Origin of the sequence: Marinobacterium sp. MBR-109 (genome assembly GCF_040547565.1) — a bacterium.
Lineage (GTDB): Bacteria > Pseudomonadota > Gammaproteobacteria > Pseudomonadales > Balneatricaceae > Marinobacterium.
Genome location: NZ_JBEPPZ010000007.1, coordinates 127774 through 143243 on the forward strand (window position 1 = coordinate 127774; position 15470 = coordinate 143243).

Below are 15470 nucleotides of genomic sequence, written 5' to 3' on the forward strand. Positions count from 1 at the left end.
GAATCTGAACGGAAGCTGGAGCCAAGCTGACGCTATGAAGCCTGAAAGCGATGCCATTATTGATATCCGCGGATTGAGTTTTTCCCGTGGTGATCGCCCAATTTTTGATGGCGTGGATATCAAAATACCACGTGGGAAGGTGACGGCGATCATGGGGCCGTCCGGTACCGGCAAGACCACGTTGCTGAAATTGATCGGTGGCCAGTTGCGCCCGGATCGAGGCGATATTCTGCTGGATGATCTTAATATCCCGGCTCTTGGACGGCGAGAACTGTTCGAGGTGCGTGAGCGCATGGGGATGCTGTTCCAGAGCGGAGCCCTGTTCACTGACATGGATGTGTTCGAGAACGTTGCATTTCCATTGCGGGTTCACACCACGCTGCCCGAGGAGATGATCCGCGATATCGTGTTGATGAAACTGCAGGCGGTAGGCCTGCGCGGAGCGCGTGCTCTGATGCCGAGTGAACTGTCAGGCGGCATGGCGCGGCGTGTTGCCTTGGCCCGCGCCATTTCGCTGGATCCGGATATCGTGATGTATGACGAACCTTTTACCGGGCAGGACCCGATTGCCATGGGGGTGCTGGTAAACCTGATTCGCAGGCTTAATCAGGCGCTTGGTCACACCAGTATCATCGTTTCGCACGATATCAAGGAGACCTTGGGGATCGCCGACTATATCTACATTCTTTCGGATGCCAAGGTTATTGCCAGCGGCACTCCGAAGGAGCTGGCAGATGTGGATTCCGACAAGGTGCGTCAGTTCATGCAGGGGCTGCCGGATGGTCCTGTACCGTTCCATTACAAGGCGCCGGATTACATGCAGGACCTGTTGGGAGAAACACAATCATGATGCTGAACATGTTGCAGCGGCTGGGACATCGCTCCCTGTCGCGGCTTGCAGCTTTCGGGCGCGCAAGCCAGGTTCTGTTCCAGTCGCTGGTGGCCAGGCCCCAGCCGTTGGTGATGTTGCCACTGGTACTCAAGCAGATCTGGTTCGTGGGTGTGCTGTCACTGGTGATTATCGTCGTCTCCGGCGGTTTTATCGGTATGGTGCTGGGACTGCAGGGTTACACCATCCTGGTCGATTACGGCTCTGAGCAGGCGGTTGGCCAGATGGTCGCATTGAGTCTGGTGCGTGAACTGGCGCCGGTGGTGGCAGCGCTGCTGTTTGCCGGCCGCGCCGGTTCGGCGCTTACGGCTGAAATCGGCTTGATGAAGGCAACCGAGCAGCTCGCCAGTCTTGAGATGATTGGAGTTGATCCGTTACGCCGCATTATCGCGCCTCGTCTCTGGGCCGGATTTATCTGCATGCCACTGCTGGCGATGATTTTCGCCGTCGTCGGCATCTGGGGCGGTTCGCTGGTTGCAGTGGACTGGCTGGGTATTTATGAAGGTTCATTCTGGGCCAACATGCAGCAGTCGGTCAGCTTTTACGATGATGTTGTCAACGGCATTATCAAGGCCGTCTGTTTTGGTCTGGTAGTGACCTGGATAGCGGTGTTTCAGGGGTACGACTGTATCCCTACCTCGGAAGGAATCAGTCAGGCAACGACCCGTACGGTTGTGTACTCGTCGCTGGCGGTGCTGGGGCTCGATTTTGTACTGACAGCTTTGATGTTTGGAGAACTCTGAAATGCGCATGAGAACCGTAGAAATCGGTGTGGGAGCGTTCATGCTGGCGGGCATCGCCGCTCTGATCGTACTGGCGTTGAACGTCAGCGGTCTGAACCTGTCTGAACAGGGTAAGGGCTACAAGGTATATGCCCGCTTTGAGAACATAGGTGGTCTGACACCCAGAGCCAAGGTGTCGATGTCCGGCGTACAGATCGGCAAGGTGACCGCGATCCGTATTGATACGCGTATGCTGATGGCTGAAGTCGAGATGGAAATTTTCAGCGAAGTTGATTATCTCACCACTGACAGCTCGGCCAGCATTCTTACTGCAGGCCTGCTGGGCGAGCAGTACATCGGCGTCGTGCCGGGTGCGGATGAGGAAGTGCTGGGAGACGGCGATTTCATTGAAGATACCCAGTCGGCTTTGGTGCTTGAAGAGCTGATCGGCAAGTTCCTGTTCAACAAGGTAGGTGAATGATGATGGTTAAATTTTGCAGGAATGCGGTGATCGCACTGCTGGTGCTGGTGATCAAGCCGGCTGTGGCAGAAGGCAGCTGGAACGAGGCTAGTGCGGTAATCGATGGTACAACCCGAGACATGCTGGCGCTGATGGACAATGACGCCCTGACCGGGGAAGAGAACATCGAGAAAATGATGGACGAGATCGAAACCATCATTGCGCCGGTGGTTGATTTCCCCTATATCGCGCGTCAGGTCATGGGCAAGTATTTCCGTCGTGCCTCTGATGAGGAGCGTGATCGCTTTGCCGATGTATTCAAGACGACCCTGCTGCGTACCTATGCCAAATCTATTTCCGGCTTTGAATTGCGCCACTACGACATACAGGTGCCGGGTTCGGAAAGCCCTGAGCCCGATAAGCAGGTCGTGAGCGTCAACATGAAAGCCGCAAATGGTCAGACCTACACGCTGGTTTACTACATGCTGCGTCAGCAGGGTCGCTGGACCTTGGTCAATGTGATGGTCGATGGTATTAATCTGCGTATCACCTTCCGTAACCAGTTTGCTGACCTGTATGAACGCAACCGGTCCATGTCGGCCACAATCAAGGCCTGGGCTGACCAGATGCAGGATATCAACCTGAAGGAACAGCCGGGCGGGCAGGATGAAACTGACAGCAGCGAAGCTTGATACCAGCACCGAAGGCGTTATCCGGATCTCCGGTGATTTGACGTTTCAGACCGTTCCGGCGCTGCGTGAGCAGCTGTTGCAGGAACTCTTTACCGGCGAAGGTGAGCGCCGGCTGAATCTGGAAGCCGTGGGGAGGGTCGACAGCTCGGCGCTGTCACTCTGGCTGGTATGTCAGCGAGAGGCGGGGCGCAGAGGTGTCAATCTGATATTGGAAAGTCCGCCACGCGATCTCTGTTCGATTGCCGAGCTGGTCGGTCTTGAAGGTGTGCAGCGCTGAGGGTCAATCGCCTTTTGCCCCCCTTTTCGTTATCATCAGCGCCAGATTTTAGAGTACAGACCACGTTGCAGCACGGGAGTAGCACATGCAGGCCGATGAAGTAAAACAGATTCTGGAACAGCAGCTTGAAGGTTGCACCGCTCACACGACAGGTGAAGGCTGTGATTTTCAGGTCACCGTAGTCGGTGATGTGTTTGCCGGTCTTACGCCTGTCAAGAAACAGCAGCTGGTGTATGGCTGTCTTACCGAGCAGATCGCCAGCGGTGCCATTCATGCCGTGACCATCAAGACCTATACCCCGGAACAATGGGCCGCACTGAACTGAGTTTCCAGCAGGAATCCCGATGGACAAACTGATTATCGAAGGCGGTGCCTGCCTCAATGGCGAGGTCCGGATCTCCGGCGCCAAAAACTCGGCGCTGCCGATCCTGGCTGCGACCCTGCTGGCGGATGAGCCGGTCACTATCTGCAATCTGCCCCATTTGCATGACATTACCACCATGCTGGAACTGTTGCGCCGCATGGGAGTGGATCTGACCGTGGACGAAAAGCTGAGCGTCGAACTCAACGCCAGCACCATTACCGACCTCTGTGCGCCCTACGAGCTGGTGAAGACCATGCGCGCCTCCATTCTGGTGCTGGGGCCACTGCTGGCACACTTCGGCCGCGCTGAGGTATCCCTGCCGGGGGGGTGTGCCATCGGCAGCCGTCCGGTTGATCTGCATATTCGTGGCCTTGAGGCCATGGGGGCAGACATTGTCGTCGAGAACGGTTACATCCGGGCCAGCAGCAACGGTCGCCTCAAGGGCGCGCGCGTGTTCTTTGATGTGGTAACCGTGACCGGGACAGAGAATATTCTGATGGCGGCCACGCTGGCAGAAGGTGAAACCATCATCGAGAACGCCGCCCGCGAGCCGGAAGTGGTCGATCTTGCCAACTGCCTCAACGCGATGGGGGCGGATGTGCGCGGTGCAGGTACCGACACCATCACTGTGCATGGTGTGGAGTCGCTCAAGGGCTGTCGTTATTCGGTGTTGCCGGATCGGATTGAAACCGGCACCTTCCTGGTGGCTGCGGCGGCGACCGGAGGCAAGGTCAAGTGCAAGAACACGCGACCGGATACACTGGATGCCGTGTTGCAGAAACTGAGAGAAGCCGGTGCCGAGATTGAAACCGGTGAAGACTGGATCAGTCTGGACATGCACGGTCAGCGCCCTAAAGCGGTCAGCATCACAACCGCGCCCTATCCGGCATTCCCGACCGATATGCAGGCACAGTTCGCGGCACTGGATGCGGTTGCGATCGGTGTAGGCAAGATCCGCGAGACCGTATTTGAAAACCGTTTCATGCACATGCAGGAAATGATCCGCATGGGAGCTGACATCTCTATAGAAGGCAATACGGCCATTATTGAAGGGGTTGAGAAGCTGCAAGGTGCACCTGTAATGGCGACCGATCTGCGTGCATCGGCCAGTCTGGTGATTGCAGCCCTGGTGGCGGAAGGCGAAACCGAAATTGACCGCATCTATCACATCGACCGCGGTTATGAATGTATCGAAGAAAAACTGCAGCTGCTGGGCGCGCGTATTCGTCGCGTACCAGGCTGAGTGAGCGAAGAGGCCAATGAAACAACAGCTGACTATCGCCCTGTCCAAGGGGCGCATCCTGAAAGAGACCCTGCCGTTACTGGCAGCGGCCGATATCGTACCGGCTGAGGACATATTCAGCAGCCGTAAGCTGATTTTCGATACCAACCACTCCCATATCAAGCTGGTGGTCATTCGGGCAACCGATGTACCCACCTATGTTGAATACGGTGGTGCCGATATGGGTGTGGCAGGCAAGGATGTGTTGATGGAGCACGGCGGCGAAGGGCTGTATGAACCACTGGATCTCGAAATCGCCAAGTGTCAGCTGATGGTGGCCGGAATGAAGAATGCGGCAACGGTTGAAGGTCGGATGAAAGTGGCGACCAAGTTCGTCAACCTGACCCGGGAATACTTTGCCCGTCAGGGGCAACAGGTTGATATCATCAAACTGTACGGTGCGATGGAGCTGGCGCCGATCATGGGGCTGGCCGACAGGATCGTGGATATCGTTGATACCGGCAACACCCTGCGCGCCAATGGTCTTGAACCCATGCAGCACATTGCGGATATCAGCTCTCGCCTGGTGGTTGGCCAGCCTTCAATGAAAATGAAACACGCGCTGATCCAGCCGATTCTGGATCAGTTGCAGCAGGCGATCGATGCACGTCGGGAGGGGGCAGCATGAGTATCTCCATTCAACGTCTGGATGCGGCACAGTCCGACTTCGATCAGCAGTTAAGCCGGCTGTTGGCGTGGGAAAGTGTGTCAGACGACAAGGTCAACGCGATCGTCAATGAGGTGATTGGCCGCGTGCGTACCGATGGTGATGCTGCACTGGTGGAGTATACCAACCGCTTTGACCGCACCAGTGCCAGCTCAATGCAGGATCTCGAACTGGGGCAGGCGCGTTTGCAGCAGGCACTGGATGGTCTGCCGGCTGATCAGCGCGCTGCTCTGGAAAAAGCGGCCGAACGGGTTCGTGGCTACCATGAGCGACAGAAGGGTGAATCCTGGCAGTATACGGAGGCCGATGGCACCATGCTGGGTCAGCAGATTACGCCGATGGACCGTGTCGGTATCTACGTGCCCGGCGGCAAGGCGGCTTATCCCTCTTCGGTATTGATGAATGCACTGCCGGCCCATGTGGCGGGTGTGCGTGAAATCATTATGGTTGTACCCACCCCTGAAGGCGTGCTTAACGAGCTGGTACTGGCAGCGGCAGCGCTGGCGGGTGTTGATCGTGTGTTTACCCTTGGGGGTGCACAGGCGGTGGCTGCACTGGCTTATGGCACTGAAACGGTGCCGCGGGTAGACAAAATCGTGGGCCCGGGCAACATTTTTGTCGCGACAGCCAAACGTGCCGTTTTTGGTGCTGTTGGTATCGACATGATTGCCGGCCCCTCCGAAATCCTGGTGGTATGCGACGGCAAGACCGACCCGGACTGGGTCGCAATGGACCTGTTTTCGCAGGCCGAGCATGACGAGGATGCGCAGTCGATTCTGATCTGCCCGGATGCCGACTATCTGGACCAGGTCGAGGCCAGTATCAACAAGTTGCTGCCAACCATGGAGCGACGTGAAATCATTGAAATTTCGCTGCAGAACCGTGCTGCGCTGATCAAGGTTGCCGATATGGATCAGGCGGCAGAGCTGAGCAATCGTATCGCTCCGGAACACCTTGAGCTGTCGGTGGAAGACCCGGTCGTACTGCTGCCACAGATTCGCCATGCCGGCGCCATCTTCATGGGTCGCTACACAGCGGAAGCGCTGGGTGACTACTGTGCCGGTCCCAACCATGTGTTGCCGACCTCCGGCACGGCCCGGTTCTCGTCTCCTCTGGGGGTTTATGACTTCCAAAAACGCTCATCGCTGATCATGTTTTCCGCCGATGGTGCCTCAGAGATGGGTAAGGTGGCGTCGGTGCTGGCGCGTGGCGAAAGCCTCACCGCCCATGCGCGCTCGGCCGAGTATCGGATCAAGAACTGACAGCGATAGCCAGGTGCCGTACACACGATAAAGGCTCCCACGGGAGCCTTTATCTGTTTCAGTGGCAGGTGTGTCAATTACGGCTGGGTGGGCGCTCACCAATACTGGCTGTAACGGTCATCTCATGACCGTCCCGCAGGACCCCCAGTGCAATCTTCTGTCCGGGTTTGAAGCGTGCAATCCGGTTCATGGTAGCGCGACTGGTGGTGACCGGTTCGCCTTCAACCTGCAGCAAAATGTCGCCGGGCTGAAGCCCCGCCTGATGGGCTGGGCCGTTACGGAATATGCCGGCCACGATCAGGCCGGGTCGATCACCGGCACCGAACGATTCGGCCAGTCGTGGCGTCAGCTCCTGAATCTCCACACCCAGCCAGCCGCGGACGACACGGCCATGGCTGATCAGGTCCTGCATCACCTGTCTTGCCAGCGACGATGGGATGGCAAAGCCGATTCCCTGCGAGCCGCCGGATTTGGAAAATATGGCGGTATTGATGCCGACCAGGTTGCCGTGTGCATCGACCAGCGCCCCGCCAGAGTTACCGGGGTTGATGGCAGCATCGGTCTGGATGAAGTCTTCATAAGTGCTCAGACCCAGACGGTTGCGTCCGGTGGCACTGATGATCCCCATGGTAACGGTCTGGCCGACTCCGAAGGGGTTACCTATCGCCAGTGCTACATCCCCGATGCGCAGTTCATCATTGGCCGCCAGTGTGATGCTGGGCAGGTCAGTCAGCTCAATCTTGAGGACGGCGAGATCCGTTTCCGGATCAAGGCCGACAATCCTGGCCTGTGCCTCTCGGCCATCACGCAGCGCCACCACGATACTGTCAGCTCCGCTGATGACGTGATTGTTTGTGACCACATAACCCTGCTCATTCAGAATCACGCCAGAACCAAGGCTGGACTCTATCCGTTCGCGTTGTGGCAGTTGGTCGGCATTGAAAAAGTTGCGGAAAAAAGGATCATTCAACAGAGGGTTGATCGGCTGGCGAACTACCGTGCGAGTATAGATATTGACCACCGCGGGAGCTGCCCTGTCGACCGCATCAGCATAGGAGACCACGCCTTCCCGTACAGGCAGTGCCTGCTCGGATGAGGCCGCTTCGCGGATCTCGACGGTGGTGACAGGCGGTGAGATCAGCTGTGGATAAAACTGCAGTATCAGCAGGGCGGCAAGAATGCCGGTTACCACTGGCCAGATGAGATAGGATACTCTGCGCATCTTGCTTGATTGCACCTGTAAATCATTTCAGACTGGGCTGATTATACGGTTGTATGCCTTGTTTTGAAAATTGATGGAGGAATCAATGTCGATGAATATCAACGAGCTGGTTAATTATTGTGACCAGCTGCTTCAGGTCGGCAGTTTCCGCGATTATTGTCCCAACGGTCTGCAGGTAGAGGGGCGCTCCCGGGTGGGCCGTATTCTCACGGGGGTAACAGCCAGTCAGGCACTGCTGGATGTTGCCGTTGAGTGGCAGGCTGATCTGGTGCTGGTACACCATGGCTACTTCTGGAAAGGCGAGCCACAGGTGGTGACGGGGATCAAGCAGCGGCGTCTGAAAACCCTGCTGCAGCATGATATCAATTTGATGGCCTATCATTTGCCGCTGGATGCGCACCCGACACTGGGCAACAATGCCAGGCTTGCTGAGCTGCTGGGATTCAAGGTGGAGGGGCCACTTGAGCCCGGGGCCGTGCCGGCGATTGGTAATGTGGGACGACTTGAGCAAGGTCTGTCACTGCAGGAACTGGAGCAGCGCATCAGCCATGTATTGGGTCGCAGTCCACAGGTTATAAGTGGCGGGAGCCATGATATTCGAACGGTCGCCTGGTGTACCGGGGCTGCCGAGCGGATGATTGAGCATGCGCTGGCACAGGGTGCGGATGCCTACATCAGCGGCGAGATTTCAGAGCCCGTGGTACATATTGCGCGCGAAGCGGGGATTCACTACATCGGCGCGGGTCATCATGCGACCGAACGTTATGGTGTGCAGGCCCTGGGAGAGCATCTGGCTGTGCAGTTTGGGCTGGAACACCGGTTTGTCGATATCGACAACCCGGTGTGAGTCCTGCCAAGCCCTGAACACAAGAGCACATGGGCTCAATTTTTCAGCTTGGGCTCTGAAGGGCGCTTGTCGGAATCATCCTCCGGTGCATCATCGCCGTAGGCGGTAGGGTCATGGGCGGCAGGCGCTTTCGTGTGCTCGTCTGCTTCTGCCTGCTCCTTGCGGCTCAAGCCATAACTTTCAGACAGGGTGCCCGCTTCGTCGGACTTCTTCGGAGCGTAGTCACGCGGTGGTTCCGGCAGCTCTTCCTGTTCGCTGTTATCAAGCGCATCTGTCACGGTTGGAATGTCCTGACCCAGTTTAGACGGCGCCTCATGCTGCAGTGCCATCGATGCCGGCAGCCCGGGGCAAAGCGACTCGGCACTGCTGGCGAGATGCTGGTGTACCTTGCGGTACTGTTCGCTCAGGCCGTTAACCAGTTCGGCCGTTTCCTCGAAATGACGGCCGACCTTTGTTCTGTACTGTTCAAGCTCGCTGCGGGCGCTGTCCAGCTCATCCACCAGCTCCTGCTCGCGGCTGGAGGAGCCTCCGGCCCGACCCAGCAGATAACCGATGAGGGCGCCGATCGCCAGGGCAACCAGCGTGATAATCCATACGTTGCTTTGTTCCACGCCTCAGTCCTCAATCACAAAATCTGTTAACGGGTTCATATTAAAGTAAAGCGATCCCGAAACCCATGCATGAACCATTATTACTGCCGCAAGAGCCATGTCCATAGGCGGTTGGTCGAGTGGCTGTTCGGCTATACTGTACCAGCAGCCGTGTCGTGGCCGGGTGTCAGTTACAGCGCACCTTCGACCGTACAGGGTCAATAAGGTGCCGATCTGTACCCGCTGGATCAAGGCGTGATCGGGTAACTCTGATACAATGCCGTCCACTTGCGACAGTGTCTTGCAGTGAGGACAGGTTAGATTGAAATACCAGGAAACTCTTAACGCCATCTATGCTCGCCTGGATCGTCTGGGTGACCTGCCGGTATTCAGTGCCACGGTTAACCGTATTCGTCAGGTCAGCAGCTCCCGGCAGAGTGATGCCATGGCGCTGGCCATGGCGGTGATGAAAGATGCCAATCTATCCGCCAAACTGTTGAAAATCGCCAATACGCGCACCTATAACCGTGGTCAGGACAAGATCAGTGCCGTTTCCAGAGCGGTTGTGCTGATCGGTTTTGAGCGGATCCACAATCTCTGCATGACCCTCAAGCTGATCGAAAGTTTCCGGGATGAGCAACCGGATACCGGCATTGAGCAGTTGCTGATCAGTGCTTTTCTCAATGCTTCCATCGCCCGGGAAATGGCAGCCGCTGCCGGAGCTGTGGATATCGAGGAAACCTACATCTGTGGTCTTCTCTACGGGTTGGGGGAGATTATCGTCGCCTTCACCTTGCCGGATACCTACCGCGAAATGCTGCGTCAGCGAGGCCTGAAGCGAGAGGGTTGGCCACGTATCCAGCTGCAGACGCTGGGTGGACACTTCAGTGACATAGGTCAGGACCTTGCCCAGAGCTGGGGCTTTCCGAAGACCGTAGTCCAGGCGATGGATCCGCTGTCAGCGGACCAGCTGCATGGCAAGGACAAGCTTAACCACCGTTTGGCCGCCGGCTGTCATGACCTGCTGGAGTTGATCTATCGACGTGATACCTCCGGTGACCTGGATTATACCGAGCTGATGCTGGATCTGGCATCAGCCACCCGTCAGCCGGTGGACAGCCTGGATCAGCATGTCAGCGAAGCATTTCGTCAGGTATGTGATCTGGCCGAGGAGTATGGTCTCAGGCACAGTACCATCAGTCCTCGGGTCGAGGCGTCCGAAGATGCCACGTTGGATGAGGCGACCCGCAAACTGGCCTACTATGTTCACTCCCGCGAGGCTCGCCGACGCGACCCGGAGACTGTGTCAGCGCCACAGGAGTCGGTTCAGATCGATGAAAAGGCCCACTGGATGGAGCAGCAGCTGATCTACCTGCAGCGCCTCAACGAGCTGATCAGTGAGCAGGCCGGTGCCACCAGCCTGCTGGAAGTGGCTGTCGAAGCGATCGTAAAAAGCTGCGCCCTGGAACGTTCGACGTTCTGTATGCTCGGTGCCGAGGGCAAGGAGCTGAGGGCAAAGCTGGTATCGGGCGCCGATGGGCGGCCGCTGCGTCAATTTTTTCAGCTAAGGCGTGACGATGAGTGGGCAACGCTGTTCTTTCGTCTGATGGATAAACGCATGACCCTTCTGGTTCCTGATACCGATGAGCCGGGCTGGCGTGATCGCCTGCCGGCCGAGTTCATACAGCAGGTGGATCCGCGCGGCTTCATTATGGCACCCCTGACCGTCAATGACCGGGTGATTGGCCTGATCTATGCCGACAAAATTGCGCCGGGGAGTATTGTCGAGGATCAGGAATTTCGGGTATTCAACCAGTTTCTGGTGCAGGCCCGCCTTGGGCTGGAGGTCCTGCGCCATCGGCGGTAGTGCCTGAGCCTAGCTCGGTCGGCGTGGCTGCCACAGTACTTCACTGCCACCATTGAGGCGGCTCAGGGTACGGGCACACACGAACAGCAGGTCTGACAGCCGGTTGAGATAGGCCGCACTGTGTGGATTGATGCTGTCGGTTCCGGCCAGCTCAACGACTCGACGCTCGGCGCGGCGGCAGACACAGCGGCAGAGGTGGGCCTGTGCGGCCGCACGATTGCCGCCGGGCAGAATAAACTCTTCCAGTGGAGGCAGCTCGGTATTGAGGCTGTCCAGCTGCTGTTCAAGCCAGAGCACCACGTCCTGCGTAATTACGCTGTAATTCGGGTCAGCCACGGCCAGTTCGCCACCGATATCAAACAGATCATTTTGAATACGTTGCATTAGTGGCGACAGGTTGTCTGTCGTATCAAGTTCGGCCAGTAGCAGCCCCAGCAGGCTGTTGAGCTCATCCACATCACCAAGGGCTTCGATGCGCGGGTGATATTTGGGGATGCGCTGGCCATTGGCCAGAGCGGTGGTGCCGCTGTCGCCGCTGCGCGTATAGATTCGGGTGAGACGGTTACTCATGTGGGCTCCTTAGTGTTGCTCCGTGGACGGATTTCGCTGCTGCAGGCTGATATGGGCCGGTTGTACGATCAGGGGGTCGGGTTCAAGCTGAATCTCCGGATTCGGGTCCGGGTAGGGCAGATGGCTGAGAATATGGCGCATTGCGTTAAGGCGCGCACGTTTCTTGTCATCAGAGCGGATGATGGTCCAGGGGGCGTCTGCCGTGTCGGTATGAAAGAACATCGACTCCTTGGCTTCGGTATAGGCATCCCACTTGTCCAGTGATGCCAGATCAACCGGGGACAGTTTCCAGTGCTTGAGTGGGTCGGTACGGCGTGACTGGAAGCGATTGAACTGCTCCTCGCGGCTGACTTCAAACCAGAGCTTGAACAGTCGAATGCCACTGCGCACGAACATGCGCTCCAGTTCCGGGGCCTCGCGCATGAACTCCAGGTACTCCGATGGGGTACAGAAATCCATTACACGCTCGACCCCCGCGCGGTTATACCATGACCGATCCAGCAGAATGATCTCGCCAGCGGCAGGAAGATGCTTTATGTAACGCTGGAAGTACCACTCCGACTTCTCTCGCTCGGTTGGCTTTTCAAGTGCGATGACATGGGCGCCGCGCGGATTGAGGTGTTCCATGAAACGCTTGATGGTGCCGCCCTTGCCTGCAGCATCGCGCCCCTCGAAAATGATCAGAATCTTCTGGCCTGTTTCGCGTACCCAGCGCTGTACCTTGAGCAGCTCAATTTGCAGCTCACGTTTCTCCGCCTCATAGATGTCACGCTTGAGCTTCTTGCCGTAGGGGTATTCCGGTGTGTGCGGTTCAGTCATCCTGGGGGTTCCCTTTCCATTGTCAGTGTTCTGATCTGTTGCAGCAGGGCCGTGTTCAGTGGGGTGGCGATGCCATGTTCAGATGCTCGATGGCAGAGGTAACCGGTGATCTGTTCGATTTCCGTCTGTCGTTTGTGGCGTATATCCTGCAGCATAGAGGACAGGTTGTCGCCTGTCGCGTGCGCTACCGCTTCAGCCTGTCGGTACAGGGGGCCGGTAAACAGTGTGATACCGACGGCAGTGGCAACCTGCTCAACTTCAGTGCAAATCTGTCGCAGCAGTTGCAGGCGGCGCGGGTCATGCAACAGTTCGCCGTTACGGCAGTTTTCCAAAGCACTCAGCGGATTGATGGCACAGTTGATGGCGAGTTTGCGCCAGAGTACCGGTAGAATTTCGTCACAGCCGTTCAGTGTCAGCGGCAACCGGTCCCAGTCATCGGGCAGGACAGGTGTGGCCGGGCTCAGCGGGCCGATCAGGGTTTCACCGCGACTGATACAGTGCAGCCTGTTGGGTGGCTCTCGCCAGGCGCCGGCGGTGGTGGTGGCCGCCCAAAGGCGGCAGTCGGGCAGCAGATCAAGCACGGCCTGCTGCTGCCCCATACCGTTCTGCAACAGCACAATTTGACAGTCGGGTTGCAGTCGATGCTGTATGGCGCGCAGCGCAGTCAGGGTATCATAGGCCTTGGTTGTGACCAGCAGGTGCCGGATCGGGTCGGGGCTGTTGATGGTTTCCGCTTCGGGTGAGCAACGCTGTATCTGGCCTGACTCATGCAGCTCTATGCCGTTGCCATGCAGCCAGTGGGCCAGCGCAGCCTTGTCACGCAGCATAAGGGTCGTTGGTACCGAGCCGTGCTCGAACAGGCAGGCCCAGAGGCGCCCAATCGCGCCAGCGCCAAGAATGTACCAGTGCATGGGTACTCCGCAGGTCCAAAAAAACATGATCTTAGCCCCGTTTCAGGCGGGGATGAAACCGATATTAACAGGAGAGTTGTAATGCCTTCATTTGATGTGGTGTCTGAACTGGATATGCATGAAGTCACCAACGCGGTCGATCAGGCCAACCGTGAACTGCAGAGTCGATATGACTTCAAGGGTGTCAAGGCGGCGTATGAGCTCAGTGGTGAAGTGGTGACACTGGAGGCGGAGGTGGATTTCCAGCTGCAGCAGATGCTGGAAATGCTGAAAGCCAAGCTGACCGGACGCAAGATCGATATCAAGTGCATGGAAATAAAAGATCCGGATCTGGGCGGAGTGAAAGCGAAGCAGGAAGTGGTTCTGCGCCAGGGGCTTGATCAGCCACTGTGCAAGAAGATCAGCAAGGTGATCAAGGATGCCAAACTGAAAGTGCAGACTCAGATTCAGGGTGACAAGGTGCGCGTGACCGGCAAAAAACGTGATGACCTGCAGGAAGCGATCGCGCTGCTGCGCGAGTCCGATGTTGAGTTGCCGCTGCAGTTCAACAACTTCCGCGACTGATTGAGCGGGGCCGGGCTGCGTGCCCGGCCCCTCGGCGCATGGCGCTAATGTCTGTTGTCAGCCTCAACGGCTATGGCATCAAACCGATGCCGCAGGGTCCAGAGCATCAGCAGTGATGGCAGAACCATCAGTGCCGTGACGATAAAGAACCGCTCCCAACTGCCCAGCCAGTCAACGCTATAGCCACTGAGACCGGCCAGCGTGGTCCGGCTGAGATTGCCCAGTGAGGCCAGCAGTGCATACTGGGTAGCACTGAAGGCGCGGCCGGTCAGCAGGGTCAGGAAAGAGACAAACGCCACAGTCGAAAATGCCGTGGTGAAGTTATCCACAATCAGTGTCAGGACCAGCAGCCACTCGACCGGGCCGACGGCAGCGATCACCGCAAACATCAGGTTGCTTGACGCCATCGCCACACCGCCGAGCAACAGGCCACGCACAACACCAAAACGGGTGTTAAAGGCACTGCCGAGCAGGGTAAAACTGACGGTCACAAACCAGCCGAACATCTTGGTATATTCGCCGATCTGCTCGTTACTGAAGCCGACCTCCTTGTAGAACACAATCGACATGCGGCCGAGAAAGGCCTCACCTACCTTGAACAGGAAGATGAACAGCATCAGCATCAATGCGACCTTGATGCCGTTCTTGCGGAAAAACTCGGCGAACGGTTCCACCACGGTTACCATCAGCCAGGCAGCGACTTTCGAGCTGTGCAACTCTTGCTGGTAGCGTCGATCGGCCTGCTCCTGCAACAGGTCACGTGAGGTGACCGGCTCTCGTACGATCAGGGTAAACAGCATCAGCAGAAGAATGACGCCGGCCATCAGCAGGTAAACCCCGTTCCAGCCAATGCGATCGGCCTGCACAAAGGCCAGATAGCCTGGCCAGGAGTAGCCGGTCCACCAGCCAATAATCGCCATGGCGGCAGCCGGGGGCAGCTTTTCCTTTTCATGACGCGCAAACTGATCAATTCGAAAAGCATCGATGGCCACGTCCTGCGTGGCTGAGCTGGCGGCAATACCCAAGGCCAACGCGCCAGCCAGAATAAGGTTGGAAGCCGGGTCCACAGTGGCAATCAGCAACACGAACAGCAACATCAGTATTTGGGTGGTGAAAATCCAGCTGCGCCTTTGCCCAAGGCGGCCAACCAGCGGCAGCCTGACACGGTCGACCAGTGGTGCCCAAAGAAAATTGATCGCATACACGGTGGCTACTGTGCCCAGCAGGCCAATATCAGCGCGGCTGGTGCCGGCGTCCGCCAGCCAGCCACTGAGGCTGCTGCCGATCAGCACAAAGGGAAAGCCGCTGGAGCATCCCATCAGAAAGATCCACAGCAGGCGAATATCGCGGTAGCGTGCGAAGGTGTCTCTCCAGGATTGCGGCATAGGGGGGCAGGTCCGGCTGATTCAGAAAGGCACGAGTATATAGGAAAGAGGTTGAAGCGACAGTGACGGGAGGGGGTGGC

General features: G+C 57.4%; 18 protein-coding genes. 12 read left to right on the forward strand and 6 right to left on the reverse strand.

Annotated features, from left to right (window positions below; all coding sequences use genetic code 11):
- The first annotated feature begins 34 nt into the window (after nucleotides 1-34).
- From ABIE60_RS10790 to hisD, 9 genes are all read left to right on the forward strand, one after another.
- Nucleotides 35-850, forward strand: coding sequence for an ATP-binding cassette domain-containing protein (locus ABIE60_RS10790; RefSeq protein ID WP_354469413.1), 816 nt, complete (start codon nucleotides 35-37; stop codon nucleotides 848-850).
- Complete coding sequence (gene mlaE / locus ABIE60_RS10795) at nucleotides 850-1632, forward strand: lipid asymmetry maintenance ABC transporter permease subunit MlaE (protein ID WP_354469476.1); 783 nt, start codon at nucleotides 850-852, stop codon at nucleotides 1630-1632. The genes ABIE60_RS10790 and mlaE overlap by 1 nt, the downstream gene beginning before the upstream one ends.
- Before the next feature lies 1 nt (nucleotide 1633).
- On the forward strand, nucleotides 1634-2092 hold the full coding sequence (gene mlaD / locus ABIE60_RS10800; protein WP_354469414.1) for an outer membrane lipid asymmetry maintenance protein MlaD: 459 nt from the start codon (nucleotides 1634-1636) through the stop codon (nucleotides 2090-2092).
- Nucleotides 2089-2763, forward strand: coding sequence for an MlaC/ttg2D family ABC transporter substrate-binding protein (locus ABIE60_RS10805; protein WP_354469415.1), 675 nt, complete (start codon nucleotides 2089-2091; stop codon nucleotides 2761-2763). The genes mlaD and ABIE60_RS10805 overlap by 4 nt, the downstream gene beginning before the upstream one ends.
- Nucleotides 2738-3040, forward strand: coding sequence for an STAS domain-containing protein (locus tag ABIE60_RS10810; protein WP_354469416.1), 303 nt, complete (start codon nucleotides 2738-2740; stop codon nucleotides 3038-3040). The genes ABIE60_RS10805 and ABIE60_RS10810 overlap by 26 nt, the downstream gene beginning before the upstream one ends.
- A gap of 85 nt (nucleotides 3041-3125) precedes the next feature.
- A complete protein-coding gene (locus ABIE60_RS10815) occupies nucleotides 3126-3365 on the forward strand; it encodes a BolA family protein (protein ID WP_354469417.1) in 240 nt (79 codons plus the stop codon).
- Between the two features lie 19 nt (nucleotides 3366-3384).
- Nucleotides 3385-4647: a UDP-N-acetylglucosamine 1-carboxyvinyltransferase gene (gene murA / locus ABIE60_RS10820; protein ID WP_354469418.1), complete on the forward strand. Its 1263-nt coding sequence runs from the start codon at nucleotides 3385-3387 to the stop codon at nucleotides 4645-4647.
- A 16-nt stretch (nucleotides 4648-4663) separates the two neighbouring features.
- Nucleotides 4664-5314, forward strand: coding sequence for an ATP phosphoribosyltransferase (gene hisG / locus ABIE60_RS10825; RefSeq protein WP_354469419.1), 651 nt, complete (start codon nucleotides 4664-4666; stop codon nucleotides 5312-5314).
- Nucleotides 5311-6615: a histidinol dehydrogenase gene (hisD, locus tag ABIE60_RS10830; RefSeq protein ID WP_354469420.1), complete on the forward strand. Its 1305-nt coding sequence runs from the start codon at nucleotides 5311-5313 to the stop codon at nucleotides 6613-6615. Before hisG ends, hisD begins: the two co-directional genes overlap by 4 nt.
- A gap of 73 nt (nucleotides 6616-6688) precedes the next feature.
- Here the strand turns inward: hisD and ABIE60_RS10835 are convergent, their stop codons facing one another.
- Nucleotides 6689-7837 carry a Do family serine endopeptidase gene (locus tag ABIE60_RS10835; RefSeq protein WP_354469421.1) on the reverse strand — a complete coding sequence of 383 codons (1149 nt, stop codon included), beginning with the start codon at nucleotides 7835-7837 and terminating at the stop codon, nucleotides 6689-6691.
- A gap of 85 nt (nucleotides 7838-7922) precedes the next feature.
- Here ABIE60_RS10835 and ABIE60_RS10840 point away from each other — a divergent pair, with 85 nt between their 5' ends.
- On the forward strand, nucleotides 7923-8684 hold the full coding sequence (locus ABIE60_RS10840; protein ID WP_354469422.1) for a Nif3-like dinuclear metal center hexameric protein: 762 nt from the start codon (nucleotides 7923-7925) through the stop codon (nucleotides 8682-8684).
- 35 nt (nucleotides 8685-8719) lie between these two features.
- On the opposite strand, the gene ABIE60_RS10845 is transcribed toward ABIE60_RS10840, so the two are convergent.
- A complete protein-coding gene (locus ABIE60_RS10845) occupies nucleotides 8720-9295 on the reverse strand; it encodes a Z-ring associated ZapG family protein (RefSeq protein WP_354469424.1) in 576 nt (191 codons plus the stop codon).
- A gap of 301 nt (nucleotides 9296-9596) precedes the next feature.
- Here ABIE60_RS10845 and ABIE60_RS10850 point away from each other — a divergent pair, with 301 nt between their 5' ends.
- Nucleotides 9597-11141: an HDOD domain-containing protein gene (locus ABIE60_RS10850; protein WP_354469425.1), complete on the forward strand. Its 1545-nt coding sequence runs from the start codon at nucleotides 9597-9599 to the stop codon at nucleotides 11139-11141.
- 9 nt (nucleotides 11142-11150) lie between these two features.
- Here ABIE60_RS10850 and ABIE60_RS10855 read toward each other — a convergent pair whose 3' ends face one another.
- From ABIE60_RS10855 to ABIE60_RS10865, 3 genes are read right to left on the reverse strand one after another with little or no spacing between them, the layout of a single operon-like run.
- A complete protein-coding gene (locus ABIE60_RS10855; protein WP_354469426.1) occupies nucleotides 11151-11711 on the reverse strand; it encodes a cob(I)yrinic acid a,c-diamide adenosyltransferase in 561 nt (186 codons plus the stop codon).
- A 9-nt stretch (nucleotides 11712-11720) separates the two neighbouring features.
- On the reverse strand, nucleotides 11721-12530 hold the full coding sequence (gene ppk2, locus ABIE60_RS10860) for a polyphosphate kinase 2 (protein ID WP_354469427.1): 810 nt from the start codon (nucleotides 12528-12530) through the stop codon (nucleotides 11721-11723).
- Nucleotides 12527-13441 (reverse strand): ketopantoate reductase family protein, encoded by a 915-nt coding sequence (locus ABIE60_RS10865; RefSeq protein ID WP_354469428.1) that lies wholly within the window; start codon nucleotides 13439-13441, stop codon nucleotides 12527-12529. Before ABIE60_RS10865 ends, ppk2 begins: the two co-directional genes overlap by 4 nt.
- A gap of 81 nt (nucleotides 13442-13522) precedes the next feature.
- On the opposite strand from ABIE60_RS10865, the gene ABIE60_RS10870 reads away from it, so the two are divergent.
- The gene (locus tag ABIE60_RS10870; RefSeq protein WP_091821678.1) at nucleotides 13523-14005 is read left to right on the forward strand and encodes a YajQ family cyclic di-GMP-binding protein; all 483 of its coding nucleotides are present in this window, start codon (nucleotides 13523-13525) and stop codon (nucleotides 14003-14005) included.
- 44 nt (nucleotides 14006-14049) lie between these two features.
- On the opposite strand, the gene ABIE60_RS10875 is transcribed toward ABIE60_RS10870, so the two are convergent.
- Nucleotides 14050-15390 (reverse strand): AmpG family muropeptide MFS transporter, encoded by a 1341-nt coding sequence (locus ABIE60_RS10875; protein WP_354469429.1) that lies wholly within the window; start codon nucleotides 15388-15390, stop codon nucleotides 14050-14052.
- Nucleotides 15391-15470 lie beyond the last annotated feature (80 nt).

Coding starts and splice junctions, on each gene's coding strand:
- ABIE60_RS10790 (WP_354469413.1), top strand. CDS start 35: ATGAAGCCTGAAAGCGATGCCATTATTGATATCCGCGGATTGAGTTTT.
- mlaE (WP_354469476.1), top strand. CDS start 850: ATGCTGAACATGTTGCAGCGGCTGGGACATCGCTCCCTGTCGCGGCTT.
- mlaD (WP_354469414.1), top strand. CDS start 1,634: ATGCGCATGAGAACCGTAGAAATCGGTGTGGGAGCGTTCATGCTGGCG.
- ABIE60_RS10805 (WP_354469415.1), top strand. CDS start 2,089: ATGATGATGGTTAAATTTTGCAGGAATGCGGTGATCGCACTGCTGGTG.
- ABIE60_RS10810 (WP_354469416.1), top strand. CDS start 2,738: ATGAAACTGACAGCAGCGAAGCTTGATACCAGCACCGAAGGCGTTATC.
- ABIE60_RS10815 (WP_354469417.1), top strand. CDS start 3,126: ATGCAGGCCGATGAAGTAAAACAGATTCTGGAACAGCAGCTTGAAGGT.
- murA (WP_354469418.1), top strand. CDS start 3,385: ATGGACAAACTGATTATCGAAGGCGGTGCCTGCCTCAATGGCGAGGTC.
- hisG (WP_354469419.1), top strand. CDS start 4,664: ATGAAACAACAGCTGACTATCGCCCTGTCCAAGGGGCGCATCCTGAAA.
- hisD (WP_354469420.1), top strand. CDS start 5,311: ATGAGTATCTCCATTCAACGTCTGGATGCGGCACAGTCCGACTTCGAT.
- ABIE60_RS10835 (WP_354469421.1), bottom strand. CDS start 7,837: ATGCGCAGAGTATCCTATCTCATCTGGCCAGTGGTAACCGGCATTCTT.
- ABIE60_RS10840 (WP_354469422.1), top strand. CDS start 7,923: ATGTCGATGAATATCAACGAGCTGGTTAATTATTGTGACCAGCTGCTT.
- ABIE60_RS10855 (WP_354469426.1), bottom strand. CDS start 11,711: ATGAGTAACCGTCTCACCCGAATCTATACGCGCAGCGGCGACAGCGGC.
- ppk2 (WP_354469427.1), bottom strand. CDS start 12,530: ATGACTGAACCGCACACACCGGAATACCCCTACGGCAAGAAGCTCAAG.
- ABIE60_RS10865 (WP_354469428.1), bottom strand. CDS start 13,441: ATGCACTGGTACATTCTTGGCGCTGGCGCGATTGGGCGCCTCTGGGCC.
- ABIE60_RS10870 (WP_091821678.1), top strand. CDS start 13,523: ATGCCTTCATTTGATGTGGTGTCTGAACTGGATATGCATGAAGTCACC.
- ABIE60_RS10875 (WP_354469429.1), bottom strand. CDS start 15,390: ATGCCGCAATCCTGGAGAGACACCTTCGCACGCTACCGCGATATTCGC.